Origin of the sequence: Embleya sp. AB8, from assembly GCF_049739465.1 — a bacterium.
GTDB lineage: Bacteria > Actinomycetota > Actinomycetes > Streptomycetales > Streptomycetaceae > Embleya.
In genome coordinates this window covers 1-21,136 of the sequence record NZ_JBMHHY010000058.1, presented here as the reverse complement: position 1 = coordinate 21,136, position 21,136 = coordinate 1, and the positions used below count along the sequence as shown (strand labels likewise).

Sequence of the window (21,136 nt, the reverse complement as noted above, 5' to 3'; positions counted from 1 at the left end):
ACGCCCGGTCTCATTCCGAACCCGGAAGCTAAGCTCTCCAGCGCCGATGGTACTGCACTCGAAGGGGTGTGGGAGAGTAGGACGCCGCCGGAATCTTTGTGTGGAAGGCCCGCCCCTTTTCGGGGGCGGGCCTTTTGCGTTTTCCGGTGCGGTATCGTCTTGCGCATGCCTGACAACGAGATGGATCCCGCAGCCAGCACTCAGATGTTCCGGGCTTTCGTCGCCGAGGACCGCCCTGCGGCCCCTGGCGAGCCCGTTCGGCGCAGCACCCCGCCGGTATTGCTGATCGCCGGAGTCGTGATCGCGGTCATCGTGGTCGCCGTGGCCGTACTTATTGCCGTCAGCTGACGTACCAACGGGCGGGCCCCAATTCCTCGGGGTCCCGCCCGCGGTGTTTCGGTCGGTTCAGGGCGACGGCCACAGCGCGACGACGCAGCCGTCGTCCTCGCGCAGGCGCAGACCCTCGTCCACATCGCGCAGATAGTCGAAGAGCGACGGGGGAGTCCGCCAATCCTCGGCGAGACGTGGCGCGAGTCCGGCTGTCGGCTGCCCGAGTGCCTCGGCGAAACCGCCGGTCATCATGACCAGCACGTCGGTCGGCCGCCAGGTGGTCCGGCAGATGCGCAGCTGTTCGTCCCCGGCCTGGTCGGGGATCGCCGCCGGTGCGGTCTCCACCGATGTGTCCCGGATGCCCAGTGGCGCACGCCAACCACCCTGGGCCAGGCGTAGCACGGTGCTGTCGCCGAGTACGGCCATGTCCACCCGGTCGTCCTCCAGGGGATCCGCGGCGGTAACCAATATCGCCAAGCGAGTGGCGGGTTCGGAGCGGCCCAACTCGTGTGCCCGGTCGGCGGTGGCGGCCAGGCGCGCGCGCAGGTCCTCCTCGACCTCGGTCTGCACGCCGGCCCAGTCCCAGTTCTCGTGCCGCTCGCGCGAGACCATCCGGGCCACCGTGCGATAGGCGCTGCGGACCGCGATCTGCGCGGCGAGTTCGGACGCGTGTGCGTTGTCGACGCCGTCGCAGACGATCGCGATCGTCCAGCGGGCGCTCGGATCGGGGCCGACCGCGAAGCAGTTCTGCCGAGGCAGGCCCTGCTGCTGGTGCAGTTCGCCCCGCACGCCGGCGGCGCGTACGTTCAGCCGGCCCAATCGGCCGCCGTCGACGACCATGCCGCCGCCGTCGGCGAGCGCGGGTGGTGGCAACATGCGCAACATCCTTCGAGGTACTTCGTCCACCGGGTGGTCCGCCGCCTCCGAGCGGTCCGAGCGGTAGGGCTCCCGAGGCTCGGCCGTTACGGGGACGAACGAGGTGCCCGGGTCGTCGCCGTCGGCCGCCGGGTCGGGGCCGTGATCGCGGCGTCGGTTCTCGGCCTCGTCGTCGAGCCCGGACGCCGATTCGAGGGCCACCGAGCGATCGGACTCCGCCGCGGGCGCGGGCCTACGGCCGGGAATCGGTGGGTAGTTCGGGCGGCGTTCGGCCGCCGGGCTCGGTCCGGGGTCGAGCGGATCGACCGGATCCATCGGATCGGCGGGTTCGATGTCGTCCTCGGGCCGCCACCTCGGCGTCGGGTCCTCGCGGCGTCCCGGGCGGGAGGTGCCGCGCGAGGGCGGGAGTACGCCCTGCGGGTCGCGGTGCAGGCGGTCCGGCGGCATCGTGTCGCCGGGAATGCTGTCCGACATCGGCGTGCCCGGTGACGGGGACGAGCCGAGCATGACGTCTTCCCAGTGCGAGGAGCCGGTGCGTCGCCGGGTGCGTCCCGACGGGGTGGGCGGTGCCGCGTCGTAGTCGGCGTCGTATCCGGCGTCCTGGTCGCGCCCGTAGTCGTAGACCCCGGCGTCGGCCTCGTACGGATCGCGACGTCCGAAGCCGGGTCGGCGGTCGTACGGATCCGGCTCGTCCTCCTCTGGGGGTGCGCCGAAACCGAACCAGTTCGCCACCCGGCGGGCCCGGCCGGAGCGGCGACCGCCCTGGTCCGGAGCCGGGTCGGTGAAGCCCATGGGCCCCGGGGCGACCTCGCCCTCCCGGTCGTACGCCGGGCCCGGCCGCCGGTCGTAGTCGTAGTCGGGATCCGGTCGACGGTCGTATTCGGGATCGGGACGTTCACGACCCGTCGGGCCGGGGCGTCGTGGGCCCTGTGCTCGCGGGATGGGCTCGGCCGGCGAACCATCGCCGGGGGTGTGGCGCTTGCTGGTACCGTCCGGCACGGCTTCCTCCTTCGCGTCGGGCCGGCCGGCGAGCCGGTCCCGTCGTGTCGCCGGTGGGCGTACGTCCCCCCACCCGTGCGACAGGTATCAACAGGTATAGCGTGCACGGCCCGTGCCCGGGTGCGCACGCGCGCGCGTTGGTCCCCCACTTTGCCCCAGGGCCGCCCCACTACCGTGCGGATGGCGGGCTCCTACCCGGAATCCCGGTGCTCGGTACCTATTTGACGGCGTATCAGGGAAACTCCCGAGCCCGGCGCCGACGTTCCCGACCGGACCGCCGGATGTCGGGCTTCGGCCGTATTTGTGCGATCGGGTCGCCGAAGCATCCCGGAAATACGACTGGTTGGCGAGCGGGAGGCGGTCGGTCGGGCGGAGTCGAGCGTTGACGGAGCGATCGAATCGTCTTTCCATACGGTGGCGTCTGGAGTAGACACCCGGTCGTCACTACAGTGGTGCCCGCCGCGCGGTAGCAACGACCGGTTGTTTTCCGGGTCGTTCCCGCGCGCTCAGGAACACTTCCTCCTCGGGAGCACAACCGCATGCGCATACGCACCACCCGCCTCGCGACCCTCGCCGTCACGGCGGCGCTCACGCTCGGCGGCTCCGTCGCGGTCTCCGCGTCCCCGGCCTCGGCCGCCGCGGCCGGCGGCGACGCGAACGTCTCGGCCCGCGGTGGCCTCGGGATCGTCACCAGTGCGTCGGCCGTGGCCGACTCGGCCGGCACGTACACGATCACCTGGACCGATCGTTGGCCCGGCCCGATGCGCGTCTACGCCTCCACCGACGTGGACCACTTCACCAAGCTCGTCGGCACCACCGACGGCGACACGCTGACCGTGTCCGGCCTGGACCCGGCCAAGCGCTGGTACTTCAACGTCACCCCGGCCGGCCCGTTCGTCGGCGTGGTCACCGCGCCGCGATCGCTCGGCCTGCAGAGCGCGCCGAACGCCCGCGACCTCGGCGGCTACCGCACCGAGTGGGGCCTGGCCGTCAAGTACGGGCAGGTGTTCCGCACCGACGCGCTCGGCAAGCTGACCGACGCGGACGTGGCCAGGCTCGGCGGCCTCGGCCTGGACGAGGCGGCGGACTTCCGTACCGACACCGAGATCGCCGCCAACGGCGTCGACAAGGTGCCCGCCGGCACACCGATCAAGAACCTGACGATCGCCGACGGCAACCTGACCGCCATCACCAACGCCGCGGTGGGCAGCCGGGACCCGATCAAACAGCAGGAACTGCTCGGCGACGGCAAGGCCGCCGCGGCGCTGGAGAACATCTACCGGGGCTTCGTCGACGACCCGGCCCAGCGCGCGCAGTTCACCACCGTGCTGCGGGACCTCGCGGACGGCAAGTCGGTGATCTACAACTGCACGGCGGGCAAGGACCGTACCGGCTGGATGAGCGCGATCATCCTCAAGGCGCTGGGTGTGGACGACGCCACCGTCTACGGCGACTACCTGGCCAGCAACGACAACCTGCGGACCCGCAACGAGGCCACCAAGGCCGGACTCAAGGCCGCCGGTCTGATGCAGAACCCGAGTCTGATGGATCCGCTGCTCTACGTGCAGAAGTCGTACCTGGACACGGCGTTCGCCGAGGTGCGGACGAAGTACGGCTCGTTCGACGACTACCTGCGCACCGGCCTGAATATCGACCCGCTCACCGAACTCCGGCTCCGGGCGCGGCTGCTCACCTTCTGAGCCGGCTCGCCCGACCTCGATCTGCCGCCCGGCAAGACCACTGATGATCCGTCAGGGGCCTTGCCGGGCAGCGGTCGAGGGGAGTCCGGCCCGCCCCGATCAGGCGGACAGATCGGCGCGCAGCCGGGCCAGCGCGCGGGCCAGCAGCCGCGACACGTGCATCTGCGAGATGCCGAGCCGTTCGCCGATCTGCGACTGCGTCATGTTGCCGAAGAAGCGCAGCATGATGATCTGCCGGTCGCGCGGACTCATCCGGGCCAACAACGGCCGCAGCGCCTCGCGATACTCGACGCCGTCGAGTGCCTCGTCCTCCTGGCCGAGTCGGGCGATCAGCGCGTTGTCCCGGTCGTCGTCCAGATCGTGCGCGTCCAGCGACGCGGGCGAGTAGGCGTTGGCCGCCTCCATGCCCTCCAGGATCTCCTCGACCGTCAGGTTCAGGTGCTTGGCGAGTTCGACCACGGTCGGCGCCCGGTCGTACTTGTGGTTGAACTGCTCGGTCGCCTCGGCCAGTGCCAGACGCAACTCCTGGAGCCGGCGCGGCACCCGCACGCTCCACGAGGTGTCCCGGAAGAACCGCTTGATCTCGCCGATGATGGTCGGCACGGCGTAGGTGGGGAACTCGACGCCGCGGTGCGGGTCGAAGCGGTCGATGGCCTTGATCAGCCCGATGGTGCCCACCTGGAGCACGTCCTCGTACTGGTCCGTGCGACTGCGGAAGCGGTTGGCCGCGAAGCGCACCAGTGGCAGGTTCAGCTCGACCAGGGTGCTGCGCACGTACGCGTGCTCGGGCGATCCCTCGACGACATCGGTGAGGCGGAGCAGGAGGGTTCGGGACAGCGTGCGCGTGTCCTGGGGGGTGTCGGTGCCGGAACCCCTGACCGCGCGGGCGCGGGGGACGCCGGTCCGGGGAAGGCGCGCGGGCGCGGCGCGGTCGGCGGTCGAGCCGGCTGTGCCCTCGTGGGACGCATCTCGCAGCAGCACTGGAGAGCCCACCTCCTCGTCGGTCCTGGAGCGGAACCTGGCCGCTGCCGGCCATGGTGGAACGGCAGCCGTCGTTCGGTAGCCCCTTACCGGTGCGGGTAACCGCCCCAAACCCCTTGCGACATCCCCGATTTGTCAGGTGATGCGGGTGTATCTAGCGGCATGTCGACAGTACGAAAGCCGCGAATCACCGCAAAGAAAATTCGAGGTTTTACCAGCCGTTTCGTATTACTCGCCGGTCGTACCGACTAATCGACACTCGGACCGAACAGCTGATCGCATACCTTGAGGTAGACCGCGTCGGGTCGGGGGACGAAACCGACCTCCTTGAGCGGTTGGTCCTGGTCCGCCGACTCCATCACGAACGTTCCGTGGCCGAGTATTCGCCCGCCCGGGGTGCGCCGATAGCTCATGTCGGTCACCACGGCCAGCGGCAACATGTCGACCCGCCGGGCGAGCAACCCGGTGGCCAGGACGATCCGCTTGTCGGTGACGATGAAGTAGTCGTTGCGCCAGGCGAGTACGTGACCCGCGCACCACAGCAGCAACACCGCCCCGAGCGGCCAGGCGCCGTAGTGCACGGCCAGGTTCGCGGCCGGGAAGTACCAGATCAGCAGGCCGAGGAAGGCCAGTCCGAGAGCGGTCGTGGTCAGCGGGCGCAGGATGATCGCCCAGTGCCGGCGCACCGCCACCGCGCAGGTCTCGCTGGGCAGCAGATACCTGCGGATCGTGTGTGGATCGACGGTGGAGCCGTCGCCCGGCTCCACCCTCGCCGCTCGCCGCACGCCGTCAGCCCGTGAGCCTGCGTATCTGATCGCCGCACCACCTGGCGGCGGACGACACTGCCTGGAACCACTGCGCGACCAGGTCCGAGGCCTTTTCGGGCGTGGCGATGATCGTGTAGATGACGAAAACGATCAGGAGCAGCGTCAGGAGCCGTTTGGTCTGCGCCTGCATCTCCCCGCCTCCCCGAATGAGGTATCGGGGAGAAACAATAGGGGAGAGGGAGCGACCGCGGGGGGACCGGTCACTCTCTCTCCCCTGTGGGACCCCCGCCGGAGCAAAGGTGGGTCGTACCTTCGCAGCATCGGCAAACAGTCCCGGGGTGCCTGCGGGGCTCCTGCCCAGCCCCGGGCACACTTCCAGCATGCGCCGGGGAGTGCGGCCGCGCATCCGGCGTTCGGCCTGACGAGGCGGGGCCTTGGTCCCGTAAGGGGCTTCGTTGCCCGGATCGTGACCCCGCCGGTCGGATGCGGTGGGTGAGCGCCGGTCAGCCGGCCGTGCCGTAGAGGCGGTCGCCGGCGTCGCCGAGGCCCGGGACGATGTAGCCGTGCTCGTTGAGCCGCTCGTCGATCGAGGCGGTGACCACGGTGACCTTGGCGTCGGTGTCCTTGAATGCCTCCTGCATCACCTCGACCCCCTCGGGGGCGGCGAGCAGGCAGATCGCGGTCACGTCGAGCGCGCCGCGGGCCAGGAGCAGCTTGGTGGCCGCGATCAGGGTGCCGCCGGTGGCCAGCATCGGGTCGAGCACGTAGGCCTGGCGACCGCTGAGGTCCTCGGGCATCCGGGTGGCGTAGGTCGACGGCTCGAGGGTGTCCTCGTTGCGGATCATGCCGAGGAAGCCGACCTCGGCCGTCGGGAGCAGGCGCACCATGCCGTCGAGCATGCCCAGGCCGGCGCGCAGGATCGGGACCACCAGCGGGCGCGGGTAGGACAGCTTGACGCCGGTGGTCTCGCTGACCGGCGTACTGATCGCCACCGGGTCCACCCGTACCTCGCGGGTGGCCTCGTAGGCGAGCAGCGTGACGAGTTCGTCGGCGAGCCTCCGGAACGTGGGCGAGTCCGTGCGCCGGTCGCGCAGGGTGGAGAGCTTGTGGGCCACCAGAGGATGGTCGACGACGTGAATCCGCATGTTGCGACATTAGTCGGCCGACGGGGCCGGCGACCCTGCGGGGTTGTCGGGTTCGGGACGTGTTCGGGAGCATTCGTCGGCCCGGCGCGGGAGTCGACCCGGGTGTTTGCGGGAATGTCGCGTGTTTTATGGTCGTTGCACCGATTTGTCGACCTGTATCCGGCATGGTCCGTCGGTGCGATGACTGAGCAGGCGTGTCCCGGGAACCACTGCAACGTCGGTTGCGACGGCCTTTCGAGTCCAGGGGCATGGTGATGGAGAGTCGGGAACCTCGAACGACGGCGGCCCAGCGCCGCGAGGACGAGGCGGCGCGCCGCCGTCGACGCACCCTCTTCCTGCGCGAACTGGCCGAGGCGCGCGAGTTGCGGGCCCGCATCCAGCCGCGACGCGTGCGGAACGAGCGGCTACGGCAGATGATGCGGATGCGTACGTTCCGTTACTGAAATCGGGCAGGCCGCGGTCGTCATGGCGACCTTGTTCGTCAACGTGCGCCAATTCCCGTCGTCGTGGTCCGGTATCTGCCACGATGCGAGAGACAACGCCGAAGCGAACGATCTTGGAGAGTCCCGTGGCGTACTTCGCCGCAGTGCTCGTACGTACAGACGAGCAGTGGGAGGCCCGTGAAGCCGACCTCGACGATGTCGAGGACTCGGCGGGGATGACCGCGCTGGCACGGTCGGCGGCGGTGGACGACGAACCGGTCCTGCTGTTCGTCGAACAGGAGGACACCTGGTTCGCCGTCGTCCGGGTGGACGGTGAGGAGGATCCGCGCATCTACGTCTCCGACGTGGCCGCGGTCTCCCGCAGCGCCTACGCGGACGCGTTGCTGACGGCCGACGTGCTGGACGGTCTCGAGGAGGACGACGAGGCCGTGTTGCCGCCCGGTCCGGCCGGCGACGAGACGGTGCTCGTCGACCTGGGGGTGTCGGCCCAGTTGCTCGCCGACCTCGCGGGCGAGGCGGGGTTGCCCGCCGACGCCATCGCGGTGATAGCGGAACAGCTGGGCTGCGCGGACGAGTTGGAGACGGTCCGCTGAGCACGATGCCCCCACCGGTGCCCGAGCCCCGGGTCGTGCCCGCGTTGCGCCGGTACGAACCGGCGATGCGACTGGCGCTGGCCGAGGCGGCCCTGGCCGTCGACACGGGAGACGTACCGGTGGGGTGCGTGGTGCTCGGCCCGGACGGCGCGGTGCTCGGCCGCGGTCGCAACGAACGTGAGGCGCACGGCGACCCGACGGCGCACGCGGAGATCGTCGCGCTGCGCGAGGCGGCCAAGGCGGTCGGGGAGTGGCGGCTGTCCGGCTGCACGCTGGTGGTCACCCTGGAGCCGTGCACGATGTGCGCCGGCGCCATCGTGCTGGCCCGAGTGGACCGGGTGGTCTTCGGCGCCTGGGATGCCAAGGCCGGCGCCGCGGGCTCGCTGTGGGACGTGCTGCGCGACCGCGGCCTCAACCACCGCCCGGAGGTCGTCGGTGGCGTCGCGGCGGCCGACTGCACCGCCGTCCTGCGTGACTTCTTCACGCACACCCGCACCCCGGAAACCGGTTACGAAGCACACCCCGGCATCCGGTAAGCTCTCTCTCGGTAGCGTGTCCGAGTGGCCTAAGGAGCACGCCTCGAAAGCGTGTGATGGTGCAAGCTATCCGTGGGTTCAAATCCCACCGCTACCGCTCTTGAGCAGGACAGACCCAGGGCATCTACTCACGTGAGTAGATGCCCTGAGTCGTTCCGGTCTCAGTTTTGGTCTCAGTTGACCTTTCCGGCGTCTTGCGCGTTGCCGCCGAGCGGTGCCCAAAGCAGGCCGTCCACCTGCCGGGCCGTGTCCTTCAGGATTTGCTCGACCGGGTGCTGATACCTGCGGAGCATTGCCTCGCTCGACCAGCCCATGATGGCCATCACCACACGACCGGGCACCCGAAGTAGCAGCAACACGGTGCCCGCCGTGTGCCGAGCGAGGTGCAGGGGACCGTCCCGAACGCCGGCCTCCGTCAGCAGTCGCTTCCAGTGGCTGTAGTCGGTGCGGGGGTTCGTGGCCTGCCCGGTCTCGGTCGCGAACACCCAGTCGCCCTCGTGCCATAGCTGTGCGGCAATGGCACGTTCGCGCTCCTGCTCCTCTTTGTGCTCCTTCAGGATCGCGAGCAGCGCATCCGGGATTGCGATCACTCGCCTTCCGGCGCGCGACTTCGTGCTCTTCGTCTCGGGTCGGATCGGTACTCGCTCCGGGCAGTAGCCCGCGTACTTTCGCCCGCAGGACTCCTCATCACAGCCATGCCGGTACTTCGGACGGAGCCGGTTCCGGCGTACCCGCATCAGGCCGTTGTCGAGGTCGACGTGAGCCCATTGCAGGCCGAGCGCTTCGCCCTGGCGTAGGCCCAACGCGAGTGCGATCGCCCAACGGGCGCCATTTCGTTGCTGCTTCGCGACGTAGAGGATGCGGCCGATCTCCTCGACGGAGTACGGTTCCACCTCGTTGTCTTCGTCGTCCGTGAGTCGCGGTGCGTTGGCCAGAAACGCCGGGTTGCGTGCGAGATGCCCGCGCCGGACGGCGACGTTGAGCGCGGTCCGGATGGTGCGATGAGCCTGGTGCGCGGTCGCGGGCGCGCTGCCGTTCTTCTCCATCTTGGCGTAGAAGCGTTCCAGGTGTTCCGGGGTGAGCTTGTCCAGGCGGTGCGCGCCGAGACCCGGGATCAGGTGGTGGTAGACCGCGACCCGGTACCCGGCGATTGTGTTCACCCCGACCGACGGCGCCGAGATGTGCTCGACCCAGTGCGTCAGCCAGAGCTTCACGGTCCACGGCTTCCCGGGCTTGGGCACGTTGCCCGCGTCCCGCAGGTTCTCCAGCTTGCGCACCTTGTCGATGACGACACCTTGCGTCTGCCCGCGCACGTGCCTGCGGTCGGGCGACCCGTCGTCCTTCGTACCCACGGTCACGCGACCATGCCACGTACCTTCCTTGTCCTGGTAGATGGTCGAAGCGCCATTCGGGCGCCGCTTCTTGGCAGTCATGTGTCCCCCGGTCAAGCTGCGGCCGACTGGTCGGCCTGGTTCATGAGGTCGTGGACGTAGGCAGTCAGCGCTTCGAGGGGCACGCGTCGCGAGCGGCCGATGGTCACGGACTTGAGTTCGCCGGTGCCGATGAGCCGATACACCGTCGTGCGACCGAGCTTCAGGAAGAGAGCAGCCTCTTCGACCGTGAAAACGAAGTTCTGGGGCGGGGCAGCGTGGGTGGACATGGCGGCTCCAGAGCCAAGCGGCGGGTGGGATTGGTGGGGCAGAGCCGGCGCGGTAGGTCCGCGCTCCGGCCCTGTCCTCAGAAGTGCGCTACTTCCGCTACCTCCGCTACCGCGCAGGTCAGAGCCCTGTTTTCGGTAGCGGATGAGGTAGCGGTAGCGGATACATCCGCTACCCGGGCCGGTCGGGTGGTAGCGGATGGCGGGTAGGTAGCGGATGGGTAGCGGACGAATCCGGTCCCATCCGCTACCTCGTTTCCGCTGGTCAGGCGTGGTTATGCGGGTCGGGTAGCGGAAGTAGCGGACTTTCGGGGGGTGGGGGGCAGTAGCGCGTCCACGCGTCGTGGAGGTCGGCCGCGTAGTAGCCCTTGACCACGGATCCCGAAGCGGTCTTGATGTTCCGGGCGACGATCGGGGTGTTGTCGGCCGTGACGTAGTCGCGCAGCCATCGAGCCAGACCGCGTGAGTCCAACGGCTTGCCGTTGAGGTCGCCCCAGGGTGCGTCGTCCTTGGCGTTGAGCCCGGCGAGGATGGCGACGGTGGGCACGCGATCGGCACCGTTGAACACGTGGTCGCGCAGGTCGGTCAGCAGCCGGATTCCGAGGGAGCCCTTGTCGTTGGCCTTGGATGCTTCGACCAGTTCGACGCATGCCTTGCGGGCGCGTTCGGGCCAGTGACCGCCGACGGCATCGGCAACCGCGAGCAGGGGTTCCCACACGTCGGCGGGCCGGTCGGTCACCCCGTCCGGCAGCGCCGGCCACGCCCCGGAGACCTGTTCGCGCACGGTGTCCGCCCACTTGGCGAGCCGGTCGCGCAGTGCGTTGCCCTCGGGCGTGTGGATGCGTGCCCGGAACGGGGTGACGTGCTCGTTCGGTGCGCGGCGGCGCATGCGCACGATGACCGAGCGAGTCAGGATCGTGTCCGGCAGGGAGCCGAGCCCGGCGACGGCGACCGCGCAGTACGAGGGGAACGCGACCACGGTCTGATTCGACCCGTCGCCCACGCACCGGTAGGTGACGCCGGAGCGTCGGTGTCCGGCGTTGATCCAGCCGCGTAGTTCCTCGTTGTCCCCGGCTTTGGGGCCGAACACGGTGTCGATCTCGTCGAACAGGATGGTCGGCTTGCTCTCCCCGGCCGATACGGCGCGGAAGAGCGCTGCGGCGGACGCGTTGACGGCGGGCATCGGGCTGGGCACGAGCGTTTCCACGATCTCCAGAGCGCGGGTCTTCCCGCTGCCCGGTTCGGGAGAGAGGAACGCGATGCGCGGCGTGGAGTCGAAGCACTCCAGCAGGTGCGCGTGAGCGTCCCACAACGCTACGGCGACGAACGCCGCTTCGACCGGGAACACGTTGAACCGCCGGTGGAACGCCTCGACTTCGTCCAGCAACGCCGCTCCCTCGCCTCCCGGTTCGGGAACGGACGGGTTGCTCTTAAGGGGGGTGGTCTGGAGGCTCATGCGGCCCTCGTGACGTTGTGGGCGATCGACCAGTTCAGTGCGCTGGTGATGGCAGGGACGCTCTCTCGCTCGGTCAGGCCGGCCCCCGATGCCCCCGCCTTAAGAGCGTCTTCGACCTCACCGCGCGGCAGGTCGCCGGACGCCACGAACCGGCCGAGCGCCCGCGCGGCCCGTACGAGCGTCGCGTTGCGCAGGCCTTCGGGTGCGTTCGCGACGTTCGCGCTCTCGTTGCGCAATGCGGCAGCGGCGTACCCGGACGCGTTGCGGGCGAGCGGGATCGCCGCCGGCCCGCGCGCGATCGGCGCGGGCCGCAGGCGTTCGAGCAGCCACGACGGGAGCGGCGCGGGTGGGGTGTCGTTGAGGATGCGGTACGAGGCGGCGCCGGTGATGCTTCCGGGGGCGACGACGTAACCACCGTGCGCGCGGGTGTCGATCTTCCACCCGAGTTTGCCGGTGCTGTTGCGCAGCTCGATTCCGTCGGGTGCGAGGAAGTACAGGTGTTGGCCGCTGCTCGCGGTGGCGACGGTGAACGTGTCGCTGGGGTAGGACTGTTCGGCCTTGGCGGCGAGCAGGTAGAGCACGTCGAAACCGTCGGCGGCTTCCTGCTCGGCCCACTCGGCGGGTGGGGTGTCGGTGTCGGACTTGGGCTTGTCGAGGTCGACCACGACCAGCCCGGACGGGCCGGTGGCGATTCCGACGTTGTACCGGCCGTGGTCCCAGCAGCGTGCGATGCGGTCCGGGTCGGTGGTCGCCCGGTGTTCCCAGTCGCGCACCATGGGCGGCTTCTTGCTGCCGGGCGTGATGGGGAAGACGCTCCAACCGCGCGTGGCGAGCATGAGCGCGGTGGCCTTCAGCGGGTTGTCGACGGGCGCGGACGGCCGCGCTTCCCGCCGGGCCGGGCCGGAGTCGGGTGCGTGGGTGGGGCAGAAGTAGCCGTGCATGTAGCGGCGTACTCCCTCGGTCGCCGGGCACGGGTCGGCCTTCCAACGCGAGCACACCGCAGCGGGCTTGCTCGGTGGGCGGGGAAGGGGACGGTTCGAGTGGGCATGGGTCATGCTGGGTGTCTCCTACTTCCTGTTGGGTGTGGGAGCCCGGGGCGACCGGCGACTTGCCGGAAGGCGGTCGCCCCGGGGCGGGGCTAGAACGGCGGTTCGGTGCTGTACGTCCACTTCGGGCGACGGCCGTAGCGGATGCGGATGCGCGGGCCGTCGTTGCACGGGCACGCGACCATGTCGGGTTCTTCGGGGTGGGCTGCGCTGCCTTCCCACCACCCGCCCTCGCCGAAGCAGTCGGTGCAGCGCGGGTTGGCGCCGCGTTCGATATGGACGGCGCGGTGGGCGCGGTAGATGAACCAGCGGCGGATGCGCATGCGGTGTGGTCTCCGTTCAGCCGATGGCGGAGGCGAACGCGTCGACGGCGCCCGCGACGAACGTTCCGGTGGAGTTGCTGAGCGAGGCGGCGAACGCGGTCCCGGAGAGGTTGATTCCGGCGACGAACAGGCAGAACCCGGCGAGCTTCGGGGCCTTGTTGTTGGCGAGCAGGCCGAAGGCGGCGAGCAGGAGAATCAGGGGCAGGCCGATGGTGACGGTGGACCCACCGGCGGCGAGGGTGGTCATGTCGGTCTCCTGGCGGGTGGTCGGAGCGCGGTTCAGCGGGTGCCGTCGGCGCGGAGCCGACGTGCGTGGTTGTGGATGCGGCGACCGATCCGCAGCCGGGCGCCGGTGCCCTTGCAGCGACGGCAGGGCTTGCGGATCCGCCGCTTCGGCTTGGCGGCCGGTGCGGTGCGGGCGCGGTGCTTGTCCCACCACGAGATGTGGTTGCCGGTGCCCTCGCAGCGTCGGCACGGGCCGAACGGCGAGACGAAGCACAACAGGCTGTAACCGAGAGCGAAGGCGGCGATGGCCGCCGCGACGAGCATCGTGAGGGTCACGAAGTGCCTCCCAGAGGGGTTTTCGCTGGTTCCGGGCATGGCGGTGCTAGGGACTAGTGCTCTGGTCAGTGCGGGGATGGATCGCTAGCGGGGTCGCTAGGTCTAGCAGGCGCGCCCGCTAGACCTAGCGACGAATCCGGGTCAGTCCCCGGCGCGATTTCCGTCACGCTTCGTGACAGCGGCGGCGATGTCGTCCCGGGTGATGCCGCGCCGGTTCGCGCCCTTGGCGCCCTCGGTCGTGGTGCCCCAGACCTGACCGGTGGCGACGCCGAACGGCTTGAGCGCGGTGGTCAGTTGCGCGGGCTTGGACTTGACGTCGAGCGTGGCCCACGGACCGTAGACGTCCGGCCGCAACTCGGCGAGCCGGTCGACCACCACGTCGTTCCACACCTTCGACTCGTTCGGTCCGACGACCGCGAGGATGTCGCCGAGCAGGTCGTGAGCCGGTACGCGTTCGGAGTCGCCGGTCTCTCCGATGGCGTACCCGGCGAGGGTTCCGGCGGTGATGCGTGCGGCGCGGGCGCGTTCGCAGATCAGCTCTGCAGCCGGTCCGTCGATGTAGCAGGAGCGCGTGATCTGGGCCTCGGTGGCGTGGCCCACGAGGTAGCCGATGCCCTTGTCGTTCGCGGTGAACGTCGTCGCGCGCAGGCCGTTCTTGTAGGCCGACGTTCCCAACACCATGTCGTTCTCGGTCTGGCCCATGACCCGCAGGCAGAACCGGATGCCGACGTTCGCGGACACCCCGGTGGGGAGCGAGTCCTTGTCCGGGCGCTGGGTGGCGAGCACGAGCATGACGCCGAGCGCGGGTCCGCGCTTGATGATCGCCACGGACAGGGTCTCGGCTTCCGCGCCGAACTTCGGGTGGGAGAACAGCTCTTGGCATTCGTCGATCGCGAACACCAGCGGATGGAGCTTGAGGGACTTCCGCGCGGACAGCTCCGGGGTGACCTTGTTCTCGGGGCAGACGTCCTTGGGAATGCCCCGGATCACCTTCGCCCGGCGCTCAAGCTCCTTGTACACGTACCGCAGGTTCTCCACGCACCGTTCAAGGGTCTCGTCGTCCGGACCGGACCCGTAGGTCTGGGCGACCTTTTCCAGCGCGGACAGGTCGCCGGTGCCCTTGAGTTCCCACACGTGCAGCTCGGCGAGCACGTCCAACGCGGCGGCGAGCAGCACCACCCGCAGCGCGAACGTCTTCCCGAACCGGGGCATGGCGCCGATGAGCAGGTTGGCGAACATCAGTGTGAACGCGATGGTGCGTCCGCGTTGGTCCGCGCCGAACGGGATCGGCTTGAACAACGAGGTCGCGCCCGATGCGGCGAGCGGCCACACGGCGGGCGTGGCCTGCGACATGTCCTGGTCGCCGACCCACAGCACGAGGCGTCCGGCGTGCTGGTCGTGCGCGGGTTCGGGCCACACGCAGCCCATCGGGCGGCGCAGGCCGGACGCGAGGCGGTCGCGGCGCTCGATGATGTCGACGGCGGTCACGCCGTACGGCAGGTCGATGTCCGCGCGCCACCCAGGCCCGTCACGGGTGATCGGGGCGACGAACGCACGCGGCCCCCAGCCCTTGGCCACGGCCTTGTTGATCTCGGCGATGCCGAGCGCGCCGAGTGCCCGCAGGACCATGCCGCTCGACAGCTTCTCGGCCTGCGGCTTGACCACCGCCGGGCCGATCACCGGCCGATCATCCGGCGCGCCCGCCCACCCGAGACCGGCGATCACACCTATGAGCGTGACGACGATTGCCCAGGTCGGCCCGGCGAGTAGCAACGCGGTGAGCAGCAGCCCGGCGGCGAGGACAGCCGCGGTAAGGATGGTCCCGCGCAACTTCACTTTTCCGTCGCGGTGCTTGGCGAGCTTGAGGTATTCGCTCGCGTCGGCCTTGCGGACTGCTTCGGCGCGGACCGGGCGCCCGTCGGCGTCGGAGACCCAACGCAGCGCACCACCCACCAGCCGGGCCGCGCCGAGCGGGGAGCGCAGCGCGAGCGTCCCGGCGTACACCGGGGTGCGCACCGCGTGGAACGCGAACACGTGCTTGTAGTGGTCGAGCACCCACCGCGTCTGCTCGCGCAAGGCGTCGCGCGAGCGCAGCCACTCGGGGAGAACGTCCCGGCGCTGTTCGCCACGGACCGATTCGCTCCACGTGGGCTGCGACCGGTCCGGCGGGTCGACGGGCACCGGGTCGCCGGTGTCGTGCTCGGCGTCGTCGGCGTCGGTGGGGTCGTGGTGGATCTCGGCGTCGGGGTCGACGGCGATCTCACGCGGGAACGGGATCACCTCGCCGCCGGGCGGGGTGTCGTCGTCGCGGTCGGGTTCGTGGTCCTCGAAGTCGGGACCGTCGAAGGTGTCGTGCGTCATGCTGAACCTCTCCTCTTAAGAGTGGAGAGCGGGCACCGGCGAAAGCTGCCAGGCGAGAGCCGGTGCCCGCACGATCAAGCGGTGGCGCTGTACTCGAAGCCGTCCGCGCACGGCACGCACGCGCCGAGCCGGACGGAGATCACATAGGTCTGCTCGATGCGGCAGTGGGGGCAGGTGCGGCGGGCGCGCATCGCGGCGGCGAGCGCCCGGTAACGACCGACGGTCATCGGCCGCACGGGGCGCGCGCGGTCGACGCGATACAGGTACGCCACCCGCAGACCACGCGCCCGGGACTGCCACATCAGTTGCGCGGCCAGCTCCTGACCGCCGGGCCGAAGCCCTTCGGCGCGGAGCTGTCGGCGGGTCATCAGCCCGTCGGGTGCGGCCCGCCACGGGTAGGTGGGTGTGCCGTAGCGGGCGCCGGTCGGATCCCAGAAGCGTGCGCGGAACCGGGCCATCAGCTTTCGGCCGCAGCGTCGGGGTCGACCACCAAGTGAAGCCCGGCAGCGGTGCGCTCGGCGAGCAGCGCATCCCGCAACGTCCGACCGTTTGCCGACGACGTGCGCACCGCCTTGCGGACCGCCTCACCGGTCAGTCGGTCGACCGGCCACCCGGCGGTCAACCTACGTGCCTCAGCGAGCAGTTCATCAGTCGAGCGCGTTCGCCCCGTCGCCTTCGCCGCCGTCGGGACCTTGCCGGTCGACCTGCGCGGACGCGCACCGGTCGACCGACTCGCACCCGATTCGGCCTTGTCGTTTTGTGATGAAATATGCTGATCAGGGGTCGACTGCTCCGCGTGAGTCGGGGCAGTCGAGCGGACCTTGCCGAGCAGTTCGGCGACCGGCCGCGCGGAGTCGAACGCGAGGATGAGCGCGTCCCGGACGGCCTCATCGGAGTCGAGCACGGACCCACCCGGGGCGACGTCCGCGAGCGTCGCGGTCGGCGTCTGGACCACTGAAAGCGCAACCGGCTCGGCCGTCGACTCGGGTGCCTTGGCGAGCAGTTCGCGCACCCGCTTGGCGGCCTTGTGGTGACGCTTGAGCGTCCGGCGGGTCACCCCGGGGTCGGCACCGTGGATCGCTCGCCACGCGATGATCCACGCCGCATCCTCCGTCAGACCGGGCACGGAGGCGAGCAGGCCGCGCATGCGCCGACTCACCCGGCGGAACCGAGCCGAGCGGTACAGCTCGGCCCGCAGTTGCGCGCCGGTCTTCCCGCTCGTGTGCTCGGTCCGACTGTGCGCGTAGGACTCCCACAGCAGCACGCCGAGCATCGACGCGATCCCCAGCACGATGGCGAGCGGCACGCTCCGGTGGATCGTGTGGGCGACGTTCAGTACTGCGGCGGCGAGCGCCGAACCCCATGTGATCACCCGGTACAGCCCGGCGGGGCGACCGTCCTCGATCGCCCGGGAGGCCATCGCCGCCCCGGCCCACGCGGCACCCTCGGACATCGACGTGACCAGCACGGCAAGCGCGGGATTCATCCCGAGCGCGAGATAGAACGACATCTGGGCGGGCCACGCCGTGCCCACCGACGCGACCATGATGGCGGTCACCATCACGAAGTCGCGCCGAGCAAGCACCGCCTCGAACCGCTTGCGCCACCTGCGGTTGCGCTCCGCACGGGCGGACGCCTTGTCCTGCTCGGCGCCCGCACGCTCGGCCCGCTCGGCGTCGCGCTGAACGGCGGCGATCCGCGCGGCGGCTTCGGCCTGGGCAAGAGCGGATTCGGCTTGCTTGGCCTGCGCGGCGGCCTGCGCTTCGGCGACCTTGGCCTTGTCGAGCTGTCGGCCAGCCCGCGTCGAATAGACGGTGTCGGTCATGCTGCCCACCGCCTCGCCACGAAACGGCGCGGCAGGATGCAGACGGTCGCCGACTCGCTGAGCAGCTGCTCGGCGTAGGCGGCCAACTCGGGGTCCTCACGCCGCAACGCGGTCAGGATGTCGTGCGCGGCATCGACGCGAGCGGCCCGGTCTTCGGCGGACTCCCCGTCCACACCCATGAACAGTTCCGGTTCGACGCCAAGCGCCAACTCGGTGAACTCGAAGCTCGTCACGGCCAGACGGCCGTTCACAATGGTTCTCACGGTCGTACTCCCCACATCGGAGTTGCGACCCACGGGGCGCCCGCCTTCCGCCAAGTCGTCGGGCGCCCCGGCACACATCGGTGTGCCTCGTCTTCGGAGACGAGTGGCCGTGGCCCCCGACGCACGCGTGATGCCGCGCGCCGAGGACCAAAAGCACTCGTTTCGATCTCGTTCGTCACTCTGTTGAGTTCTCAAGGACCGAGCTGTCCCGGCGCTTACGGGCGTACGGCCGAAGCCGTCTTCCCTGGCAGGTCGCATGGATTTGACGTGCATAGTTCTGTGCCTCACTGCTTCACTAGTGAGGCAGTGGTGTGACAGTAGCGCCACGGAGTGCAAGACTGCAATACCTCACTAGTGAAGTCGCCTAAGATGGCGTGCATGGCCATTGATCCGACTGACCCGCGCTCTCCGTCGCGGCAGATTGCTGACGAGCTCAGGGAAGAGATCACGAGCGGGCGCTTGGCGCCCGGTGACGCGCTTCCTTCGGAAAAGATGCTGGTAGGACGCTTCGGGACGGCACCGGCCACGGCTCGTCAGGCCGTGCGGCTCCTGAAGGAAGAGGGCCTAGTGGTCGCCGAGAGGGGGAAGGGCGTCTATGTAAAGCGGCAGCCGCCCACCATCCGGCTCGGGTCTCACCGCTTCTCGCGCCAGACCCGCGCCGAGGGCAAGTCGGCCTTCGAGGCCGAGATCGAGCGGCAGGGTCTGAAGTGGGGGCAAGAGGTTCTTGAGCTTGCCGACGTGCTGGCACCCGAGTGGGTCGCCGAGTGGCTTGGCGTGGATCCGGGCGCCACCGTCTTCGTGCGCCGACGTCGCAATTGGGTAGGCGACACGCCGACCCAGCTTGCCGACAGCTACTACCGTCTCGACACCGTTGAGGACACGGCGATCCGGACGCCGGACACCGGGCCGGGCGGAAGCTATGCCCGGCTGGAAGAGAAGGGGCTCACCCTTGAGCGCTTCCGGGAAGAGATCCGAATCCGGATGCCGACGCCGACCGAGGTGCAGGGGCTGCGGCTCACTCCCGGGACGCCCGTCGCCGAGCTGCGGCGCATCGCCTTCGGGGCGAGCGGACCGCTCGAAGTGCTTGAGTCCGTGGTCTCCGGAGACAGCCACGTGTTCTGCTACGAATTCGCCGCACCCGAGTAGACGGGAAGAACCTTGCAGGTCAGCCACATCAGTGAGCCGTCCCCCGGCGGCATCAATGACGACTACGTCGTGGCCAGCGAACGATTCGTCATCGTGCTCGACGGCGCGACCGCGAACGGCCTGGACACCGGTTGCATCCACGACGTCCCGTGGGTGGTGAGCCGGCTAGCCGCACAACTCTCGGCCCGGCTCATCACGGACGACGGCGCACCGCTCAGCGAGATCCTTGCCGACGGCATCGCCGCCGTCTGCGACCTTCACGCCGATATGTGCGACCTGTCCAACCCGAACAGCCCGTCCACCACCGTCGCCCTGATCCGCAGTCGTGGCGGCCTGGTCGACTATCTCGTGCTCTGTGACTCCCCGATCGTGATCGAGACGACGTCCGGCGATGTCCACCCGATCAACGACGACGCAACCGCCCATCTCCCGGGGTACACGCGCGAAATCCTCCAAGAGGTCCGGAACCAGCCGGGCGGCTTTTGGGTCGCGAGCACAAAGCCGGAAGCGGCCAAGCACGCGGTTACAGGTTCCTTTCCCACGCCAGACGTACACCGTGTCGCGCTCATGACAGACGGGCTGTCGCGCCTTGTCGAGCGGTACGAATGGGGGTGGAGCCAGCTCCTAGACGAACTGGAGACGGCCGGGCCTTCCGCCGTTGTTACAGCCGTCCGGGAAGCTGAGCAGCAGACGCCAGCGGGAAAGTTCAGGGGCAAGGCCCACGACGACGCGACCGTCGCATATTGCACGCATTTCGGAGCTTAGGGCTATGACGACTCCCGCACAGCATTCAGTGAGCGTGGCTGGCGTCATTGTCGATGACGTCGGGCGCTGCCTACTCACGAAGCGTCGAGACAATGGCGAATGGCAGGCGCCCGGTGGGGTTCTTGAGCTGCACGAGACCATTGCCGAAGGTCTTGTGCGTGAAATGTGGGAGGAAACAGGTCTGGAAGTCGAGCCGCTCGCTCTCACCGGCGTCTACAAGAACATGACGCTGGGAGTGGTGGCTCTGGTCTTCCGCTGCCGAAACGTTGGTGGCACCCTCGCCCTGAACGACGAAGTGACTGACTTCCGATGGGCCCACCGTGCGGAACTGCATGAATTCGTGTCCGAAACGTTTGTCATTAGATTGACGGATGCGCTTACGGAGGGGAATGCGCCGATGATCCGTGCTCATGACGGAAAACGGTTAATTTGATTCATTGGCGGACGGTCGACATTAGCGACGCCGGTATGAGATCTGTCTGTGTCCTACTGGATTTCTGCCATTGCGATCATCAAAAAAGGTTGTACGGATGCCCAGTCCGTTATCCTGGCACATACGTAGTAAGTTCCTTCGGCTGGAACCTTCACCGGTGTTTGCGCCCCTTGGTGAACCAAGGCGAGCGCAGGTAAAGTCTCCAATTCAATCCAGTCGGGTAGCGGACTGTCTGAGAACTGCTCGGGTAGAAGTGACGCTGTGAGAGTGGCGCTGAGTGGATTGTATGAAATATTGCAAGAGCCGCGCCCTTTCTCGAATCCGAAGTCAAATTCACTGACAGGGGCTAGCAGGCCGGATGTCCCCTTGAGAAACCACCACATGACCTCGCGGTAGTCATCGCACTCATCAACGGTTGGTGGTGGTGCGCCATCATGCTCAACCGAATTTCGCAGACGTCGCAGACGTCGCAAGGTTCGTTGTTTGATAAACCCCCAGCTTTCTAGTAATGCCAGCCATCCATGACTCTTTGCGGTCGGGTGCTGGGCGAATCCGTAGATTGAATCCAAGTGCCCAAGGCGCGTATCCATGGCCCGCTTGAGGGCTAGTACTGCATCAATCCGGTCATACTCGTTCTGATGGTTATCAAGACGGTACTCTGCGTGCTCGAATGATTTATCGGAACGCGCAATTAACTCCAGGTCGGTAGCGCCAGTCCCCAGTCGACTAAGTCCATCGACGAAAACTTCGCTCAAATCGTTGTCGAGCCACCATTTGTTAGCTTTCTTTGTCACCCCGCAAGGATAGCTGGGGGCCTGAGGGGCGCGTCGGGTATTTAGAAGTGGTCTCATTTGGCGTATCGCCGGTAGCAGATGAGTGCGGAGGCGATGCTGACGAACGCACCGAAGTGAGAGGCCTTGACCTCGTATC

The 21,136-nt window shown here is 68.6% G+C and carries 25 protein-coding genes, 1 tRNA gene and 1 rRNA gene; 10 read left to right on the top strand and 17 right to left on the bottom strand.

Annotated elements, in window-relative coordinates:
• Together rrf and ABIA38_RS44750 are read left to right on the top strand one after the other, a co-directional pair.
• Nucleotides 1–93 (top strand): 5S ribosomal RNA (gene rrf, locus ABIA38_RS44755); the annotation flags it as partial.
• 72 nt (nucleotides 94–165) lie between these two features.
• On the top strand, nucleotides 166–348 hold the full coding sequence (locus ABIA38_RS44750; RefSeq protein ID WP_424644813.1) for a hypothetical protein: 183 nt from the start codon (nucleotides 166–168) through the stop codon (nucleotides 346–348).
• Nucleotides 349–405: 57 nt separating this feature from the next.
• On the opposite strand, the gene ABIA38_RS44745 is transcribed toward ABIA38_RS44750, so the two are convergent.
• The gene (locus ABIA38_RS44745) at nucleotides 406–2,205 is read right to left on the bottom strand and encodes a protein phosphatase 2C domain-containing protein (RefSeq protein WP_424644812.1); all 1,800 of its coding nucleotides are present in this window, start codon (nucleotides 2,203–2,205) and stop codon (nucleotides 406–408) included.
• 539 nt (nucleotides 2,206–2,744) lie between these two features.
• Between ABIA38_RS44745 and ABIA38_RS44740 the strand changes: the two genes are divergently transcribed.
• Nucleotides 2,745–3,905, top strand: coding sequence for a tyrosine-protein phosphatase (locus ABIA38_RS44740; protein WP_424644811.1), 1,161 nt, complete (start codon nucleotides 2,745–2,747; stop codon nucleotides 3,903–3,905).
• Nucleotides 3,906–4,004: 99 nt separating this feature from the next.
• Here the strand turns inward: ABIA38_RS44740 and ABIA38_RS44735 are convergent, their stop codons facing one another.
• The 4 genes from ABIA38_RS44735 to upp form a co-directional block, all read right to left on the bottom strand.
• Nucleotides 4,005–4,886 carry a SigB/SigF/SigG family RNA polymerase sigma factor gene (locus ABIA38_RS44735; RefSeq protein ID WP_424644810.1) on the bottom strand — a complete coding sequence of 294 codons (882 nt, stop codon included), beginning with the start codon at nucleotides 4,884–4,886 and terminating at the stop codon, nucleotides 4,005–4,007.
• Nucleotides 4,887–5,134: 248 nt separating this feature from the next.
• Nucleotides 5,135–5,653 carry a PH domain-containing protein gene (locus ABIA38_RS44730; RefSeq protein ID WP_424644809.1) on the bottom strand — a complete coding sequence of 173 codons (519 nt, stop codon included), beginning with the start codon at nucleotides 5,651–5,653 and terminating at the stop codon, nucleotides 5,135–5,137.
• A gap of 22 nt (nucleotides 5,654–5,675) precedes the next feature.
• Nucleotides 5,676–5,843, bottom strand: a complete 168-nt coding sequence (locus ABIA38_RS44725; protein ID WP_424644808.1) for a hypothetical protein — start codon at nucleotides 5,841–5,843, stop codon at nucleotides 5,676–5,678.
• Between the two features lie 313 nt (nucleotides 5,844–6,156).
• Nucleotides 6,157–6,798: a uracil phosphoribosyltransferase gene (gene upp / locus ABIA38_RS44720; protein ID WP_424644807.1), complete on the bottom strand. Its 642-nt coding sequence runs from the start codon at nucleotides 6,796–6,798 to the stop codon at nucleotides 6,157–6,159.
• 248 nt (nucleotides 6,799–7,046) lie between these two features.
• On the opposite strand from upp, the gene ABIA38_RS44715 reads away from it, so the two are divergent.
• The 4 genes from ABIA38_RS44715 to ABIA38_RS44700 all read left to right on the top strand — a co-directional run bounded on the left by ABIA38_RS44715 (nucleotide 7,047) and on the right by ABIA38_RS44700 (nucleotide 8,467).
• Entirely contained in the window at nucleotides 7,047–7,241 is a 195-nt protein-coding gene (locus ABIA38_RS44715; protein ID WP_424644806.1) for a hypothetical protein, read from the top strand.
• A gap of 125 nt (nucleotides 7,242–7,366) precedes the next feature.
• Nucleotides 7,367–7,834: a tRNA adenosine deaminase-associated protein gene (locus ABIA38_RS44710; RefSeq protein WP_424644805.1), complete on the top strand. Its 468-nt coding sequence runs from the start codon at nucleotides 7,367–7,369 to the stop codon at nucleotides 7,832–7,834.
• Nucleotides 7,835–7,899: 65 nt separating this feature from the next.
• A complete protein-coding gene (gene tadA / locus ABIA38_RS44705) occupies nucleotides 7,900–8,370 on the top strand; it encodes a tRNA adenosine(34) deaminase TadA (RefSeq protein ID WP_424644814.1) in 471 nt (156 codons plus the stop codon).
• A 10-nt stretch (nucleotides 8,371–8,380) separates the two neighbouring features.
• Nucleotides 8,381–8,467: transfer RNA gene (locus ABIA38_RS44700), tRNA-Ser, on the top strand.
• 76 nt (nucleotides 8,468–8,543) lie between these two features.
• On the opposite strand, the gene ABIA38_RS44695 is transcribed toward ABIA38_RS44700, so the two are convergent.
• The 11 genes from ABIA38_RS44695 to ABIA38_RS44645 all read right to left on the bottom strand — a co-directional run bounded on the left by ABIA38_RS44695 (nucleotide 8,544) and on the right by ABIA38_RS44645 (nucleotide 17,862).
• Entirely contained in the window at nucleotides 8,544–9,728 is a 1,185-nt protein-coding gene (locus ABIA38_RS44695) for a tyrosine-type recombinase/integrase (RefSeq protein ID WP_424644804.1), read from the bottom strand.
• 86 nt (nucleotides 9,729–9,814) lie between these two features.
• Complete coding sequence (locus ABIA38_RS44690) at nucleotides 9,815–10,030, bottom strand: helix-turn-helix domain-containing protein (RefSeq protein ID WP_424644803.1); 216 nt, start codon at nucleotides 10,028–10,030, stop codon at nucleotides 9,815–9,817.
• A gap of 262 nt (nucleotides 10,031–10,292) precedes the next feature.
• A complete protein-coding gene (locus tag ABIA38_RS44685; RefSeq protein ID WP_424644802.1) occupies nucleotides 10,293–11,483 on the bottom strand; it encodes a DUF3631 domain-containing protein in 1,191 nt (396 codons plus the stop codon).
• A complete protein-coding gene (locus ABIA38_RS44680; protein WP_424644801.1) occupies nucleotides 11,480–12,538 on the bottom strand; it encodes a bifunctional DNA primase/polymerase in 1,059 nt (352 codons plus the stop codon). Before ABIA38_RS44680 ends, ABIA38_RS44685 begins: the two co-directional genes overlap by 4 nt.
• A gap of 83 nt (nucleotides 12,539–12,621) precedes the next feature.
• Entirely contained in the window at nucleotides 12,622–12,852 is a 231-nt protein-coding gene (locus tag ABIA38_RS44675) for a hypothetical protein (RefSeq protein WP_424644800.1), read from the bottom strand.
• A 16-nt stretch (nucleotides 12,853–12,868) separates the two neighbouring features.
• Nucleotides 12,869–13,099, bottom strand: a complete 231-nt coding sequence (locus tag ABIA38_RS44670; protein ID WP_424644799.1) for a hypothetical protein — start codon at nucleotides 13,097–13,099, stop codon at nucleotides 12,869–12,871.
• 32 nt (nucleotides 13,100–13,131) lie between these two features.
• A complete protein-coding gene (locus ABIA38_RS44665; protein ID WP_424644798.1) occupies nucleotides 13,132–13,413 on the bottom strand; it encodes a hypothetical protein in 282 nt (93 codons plus the stop codon).
• A gap of 141 nt (nucleotides 13,414–13,554) precedes the next feature.
• Complete coding sequence (locus tag ABIA38_RS44660; RefSeq protein WP_424644797.1) at nucleotides 13,555–15,774, bottom strand: cell division protein FtsK; 2,220 nt, start codon at nucleotides 15,772–15,774, stop codon at nucleotides 13,555–13,557.
• 74 nt (nucleotides 15,775–15,848) lie between these two features.
• Complete coding sequence (locus ABIA38_RS44655; protein WP_424644796.1) at nucleotides 15,849–16,232, bottom strand: RRQRL motif-containing zinc-binding protein; 384 nt, start codon at nucleotides 16,230–16,232, stop codon at nucleotides 15,849–15,851.
• Nucleotides 16,232–17,599, bottom strand: a complete 1,368-nt coding sequence (locus tag ABIA38_RS44650; protein WP_424644795.1) for a hypothetical protein — start codon at nucleotides 17,597–17,599, stop codon at nucleotides 16,232–16,234. The genes ABIA38_RS44655 and ABIA38_RS44650 overlap by 1 nt, the downstream gene beginning before the upstream one ends.
• Nucleotides 17,596–17,862 (bottom strand): hypothetical protein, encoded by a 267-nt coding sequence (locus ABIA38_RS44645; protein WP_424644794.1) that lies wholly within the window; start codon nucleotides 17,860–17,862, stop codon nucleotides 17,596–17,598. The genes ABIA38_RS44650 and ABIA38_RS44645 overlap by 4 nt, the downstream gene beginning before the upstream one ends.
• A 378-nt stretch (nucleotides 17,863–18,240) precedes the next feature.
• On the opposite strand from ABIA38_RS44645, the gene ABIA38_RS44640 reads away from it, so the two are divergent.
• From ABIA38_RS44640 to ABIA38_RS44630, 3 genes are read left to right on the top strand one after another with little or no spacing between them, the layout of a single operon-like run.
• Nucleotides 18,241–19,008 carry a GntR family transcriptional regulator gene (locus tag ABIA38_RS44640; RefSeq protein WP_424644793.1) on the top strand — a complete coding sequence of 256 codons (768 nt, stop codon included), beginning with the start codon at nucleotides 18,241–18,243 and terminating at the stop codon, nucleotides 19,006–19,008.
• A gap of 12 nt (nucleotides 19,009–19,020) precedes the next feature.
• Nucleotides 19,021–19,773: a protein phosphatase 2C domain-containing protein gene (locus ABIA38_RS44635; RefSeq protein WP_424644792.1), complete on the top strand. Its 753-nt coding sequence runs from the start codon at nucleotides 19,021–19,023 to the stop codon at nucleotides 19,771–19,773.
• A 4-nt stretch (nucleotides 19,774–19,777) separates the two neighbouring features.
• The gene (locus ABIA38_RS44630) at nucleotides 19,778–20,206 is read left to right on the top strand and encodes an NUDIX domain-containing protein (protein WP_424644791.1); all 429 of its coding nucleotides are present in this window, start codon (nucleotides 19,778–19,780) and stop codon (nucleotides 20,204–20,206) included.
• Between the two features lie 53 nt (nucleotides 20,207–20,259).
• Here the strand turns inward: ABIA38_RS44630 and ABIA38_RS44625 are convergent, their stop codons facing one another.
• Complete coding sequence (locus ABIA38_RS44625; RefSeq protein WP_424644790.1) at nucleotides 20,260–21,000, bottom strand: hypothetical protein; 741 nt, start codon at nucleotides 20,998–21,000, stop codon at nucleotides 20,260–20,262.
• Nucleotides 21,001–21,136 lie beyond the last annotated feature (136 nt).

Bases quoted from the DNA above. Each gene is read 5' to 3' on its own strand.
- ABIA38_RS44750 (WP_424644813.1), top strand. From the start codon at position 166: ATGCCTGACAACGAGATGGATCCCGCAGCCAGCACTCAGATGTTCCGG.
- ABIA38_RS44740 (WP_424644811.1), top strand. From the start codon at position 2,745: ATGCGCATACGCACCACCCGCCTCGCGACCCTCGCCGTCACGGCGGCG.
- ABIA38_RS44725 (WP_424644808.1), bottom strand. From the start codon at position 5,843: ATGCAGGCGCAGACCAAACGGCTCCTGACGCTGCTCCTGATCGTTTTC.
- upp (WP_424644807.1), bottom strand. From the start codon at position 6,798: ATGCGGATTCACGTCGTCGACCATCCTCTGGTGGCCCACAAGCTCTCC.
- ABIA38_RS44715 (WP_424644806.1), top strand. From the start codon at position 7,047: ATGGTGATGGAGAGTCGGGAACCTCGAACGACGGCGGCCCAGCGCCGC.
- tadA (WP_424644814.1), top strand. From the start codon at position 7,900: ATGCGACTGGCGCTGGCCGAGGCGGCCCTGGCCGTCGACACGGGAGAC.
- ABIA38_RS44690 (WP_424644803.1), bottom strand. From the start codon at position 10,030: ATGTCCACCCACGCTGCCCCGCCCCAGAACTTCGTTTTCACGGTCGAA.
- ABIA38_RS44685 (WP_424644802.1), bottom strand. From the start codon at position 11,483: ATGAGCCTCCAGACCACCCCCCTTAAGAGCAACCCGTCCGTTCCCGAA.
- ABIA38_RS44680 (WP_424644801.1), bottom strand. From the start codon at position 12,538: ATGACCCATGCCCACTCGAACCGTCCCCTTCCCCGCCCACCGAGCAAG.
- ABIA38_RS44675 (WP_424644800.1), bottom strand. From the start codon at position 12,852: ATGCGCATCCGCCGCTGGTTCATCTACCGCGCCCACCGCGCCGTCCAT.
- ABIA38_RS44670 (WP_424644799.1), bottom strand. From the start codon at position 13,099: ATGACCACCCTCGCCGCCGGTGGGTCCACCGTCACCATCGGCCTGCCC.
- ABIA38_RS44660 (WP_424644797.1), bottom strand. From the start codon at position 15,774: ATGACGCACGACACCTTCGACGGTCCCGACTTCGAGGACCACGAACCC.
- ABIA38_RS44655 (WP_424644796.1), bottom strand. From the start codon at position 16,232: ATGGCCCGGTTCCGCGCACGCTTCTGGGATCCGACCGGCGCCCGCTAC.
- ABIA38_RS44650 (WP_424644795.1), bottom strand. From the start codon at position 17,599: ATGACCGACACCGTCTATTCGACGCGGGCTGGCCGACAGCTCGACAAG.
- ABIA38_RS44640 (WP_424644793.1), top strand. From the start codon at position 18,241: ATGGCCATTGATCCGACTGACCCGCGCTCTCCGTCGCGGCAGATTGCT.
- ABIA38_RS44630 (WP_424644791.1), top strand. From the start codon at position 19,778: ATGACGACTCCCGCACAGCATTCAGTGAGCGTGGCTGGCGTCATTGTC.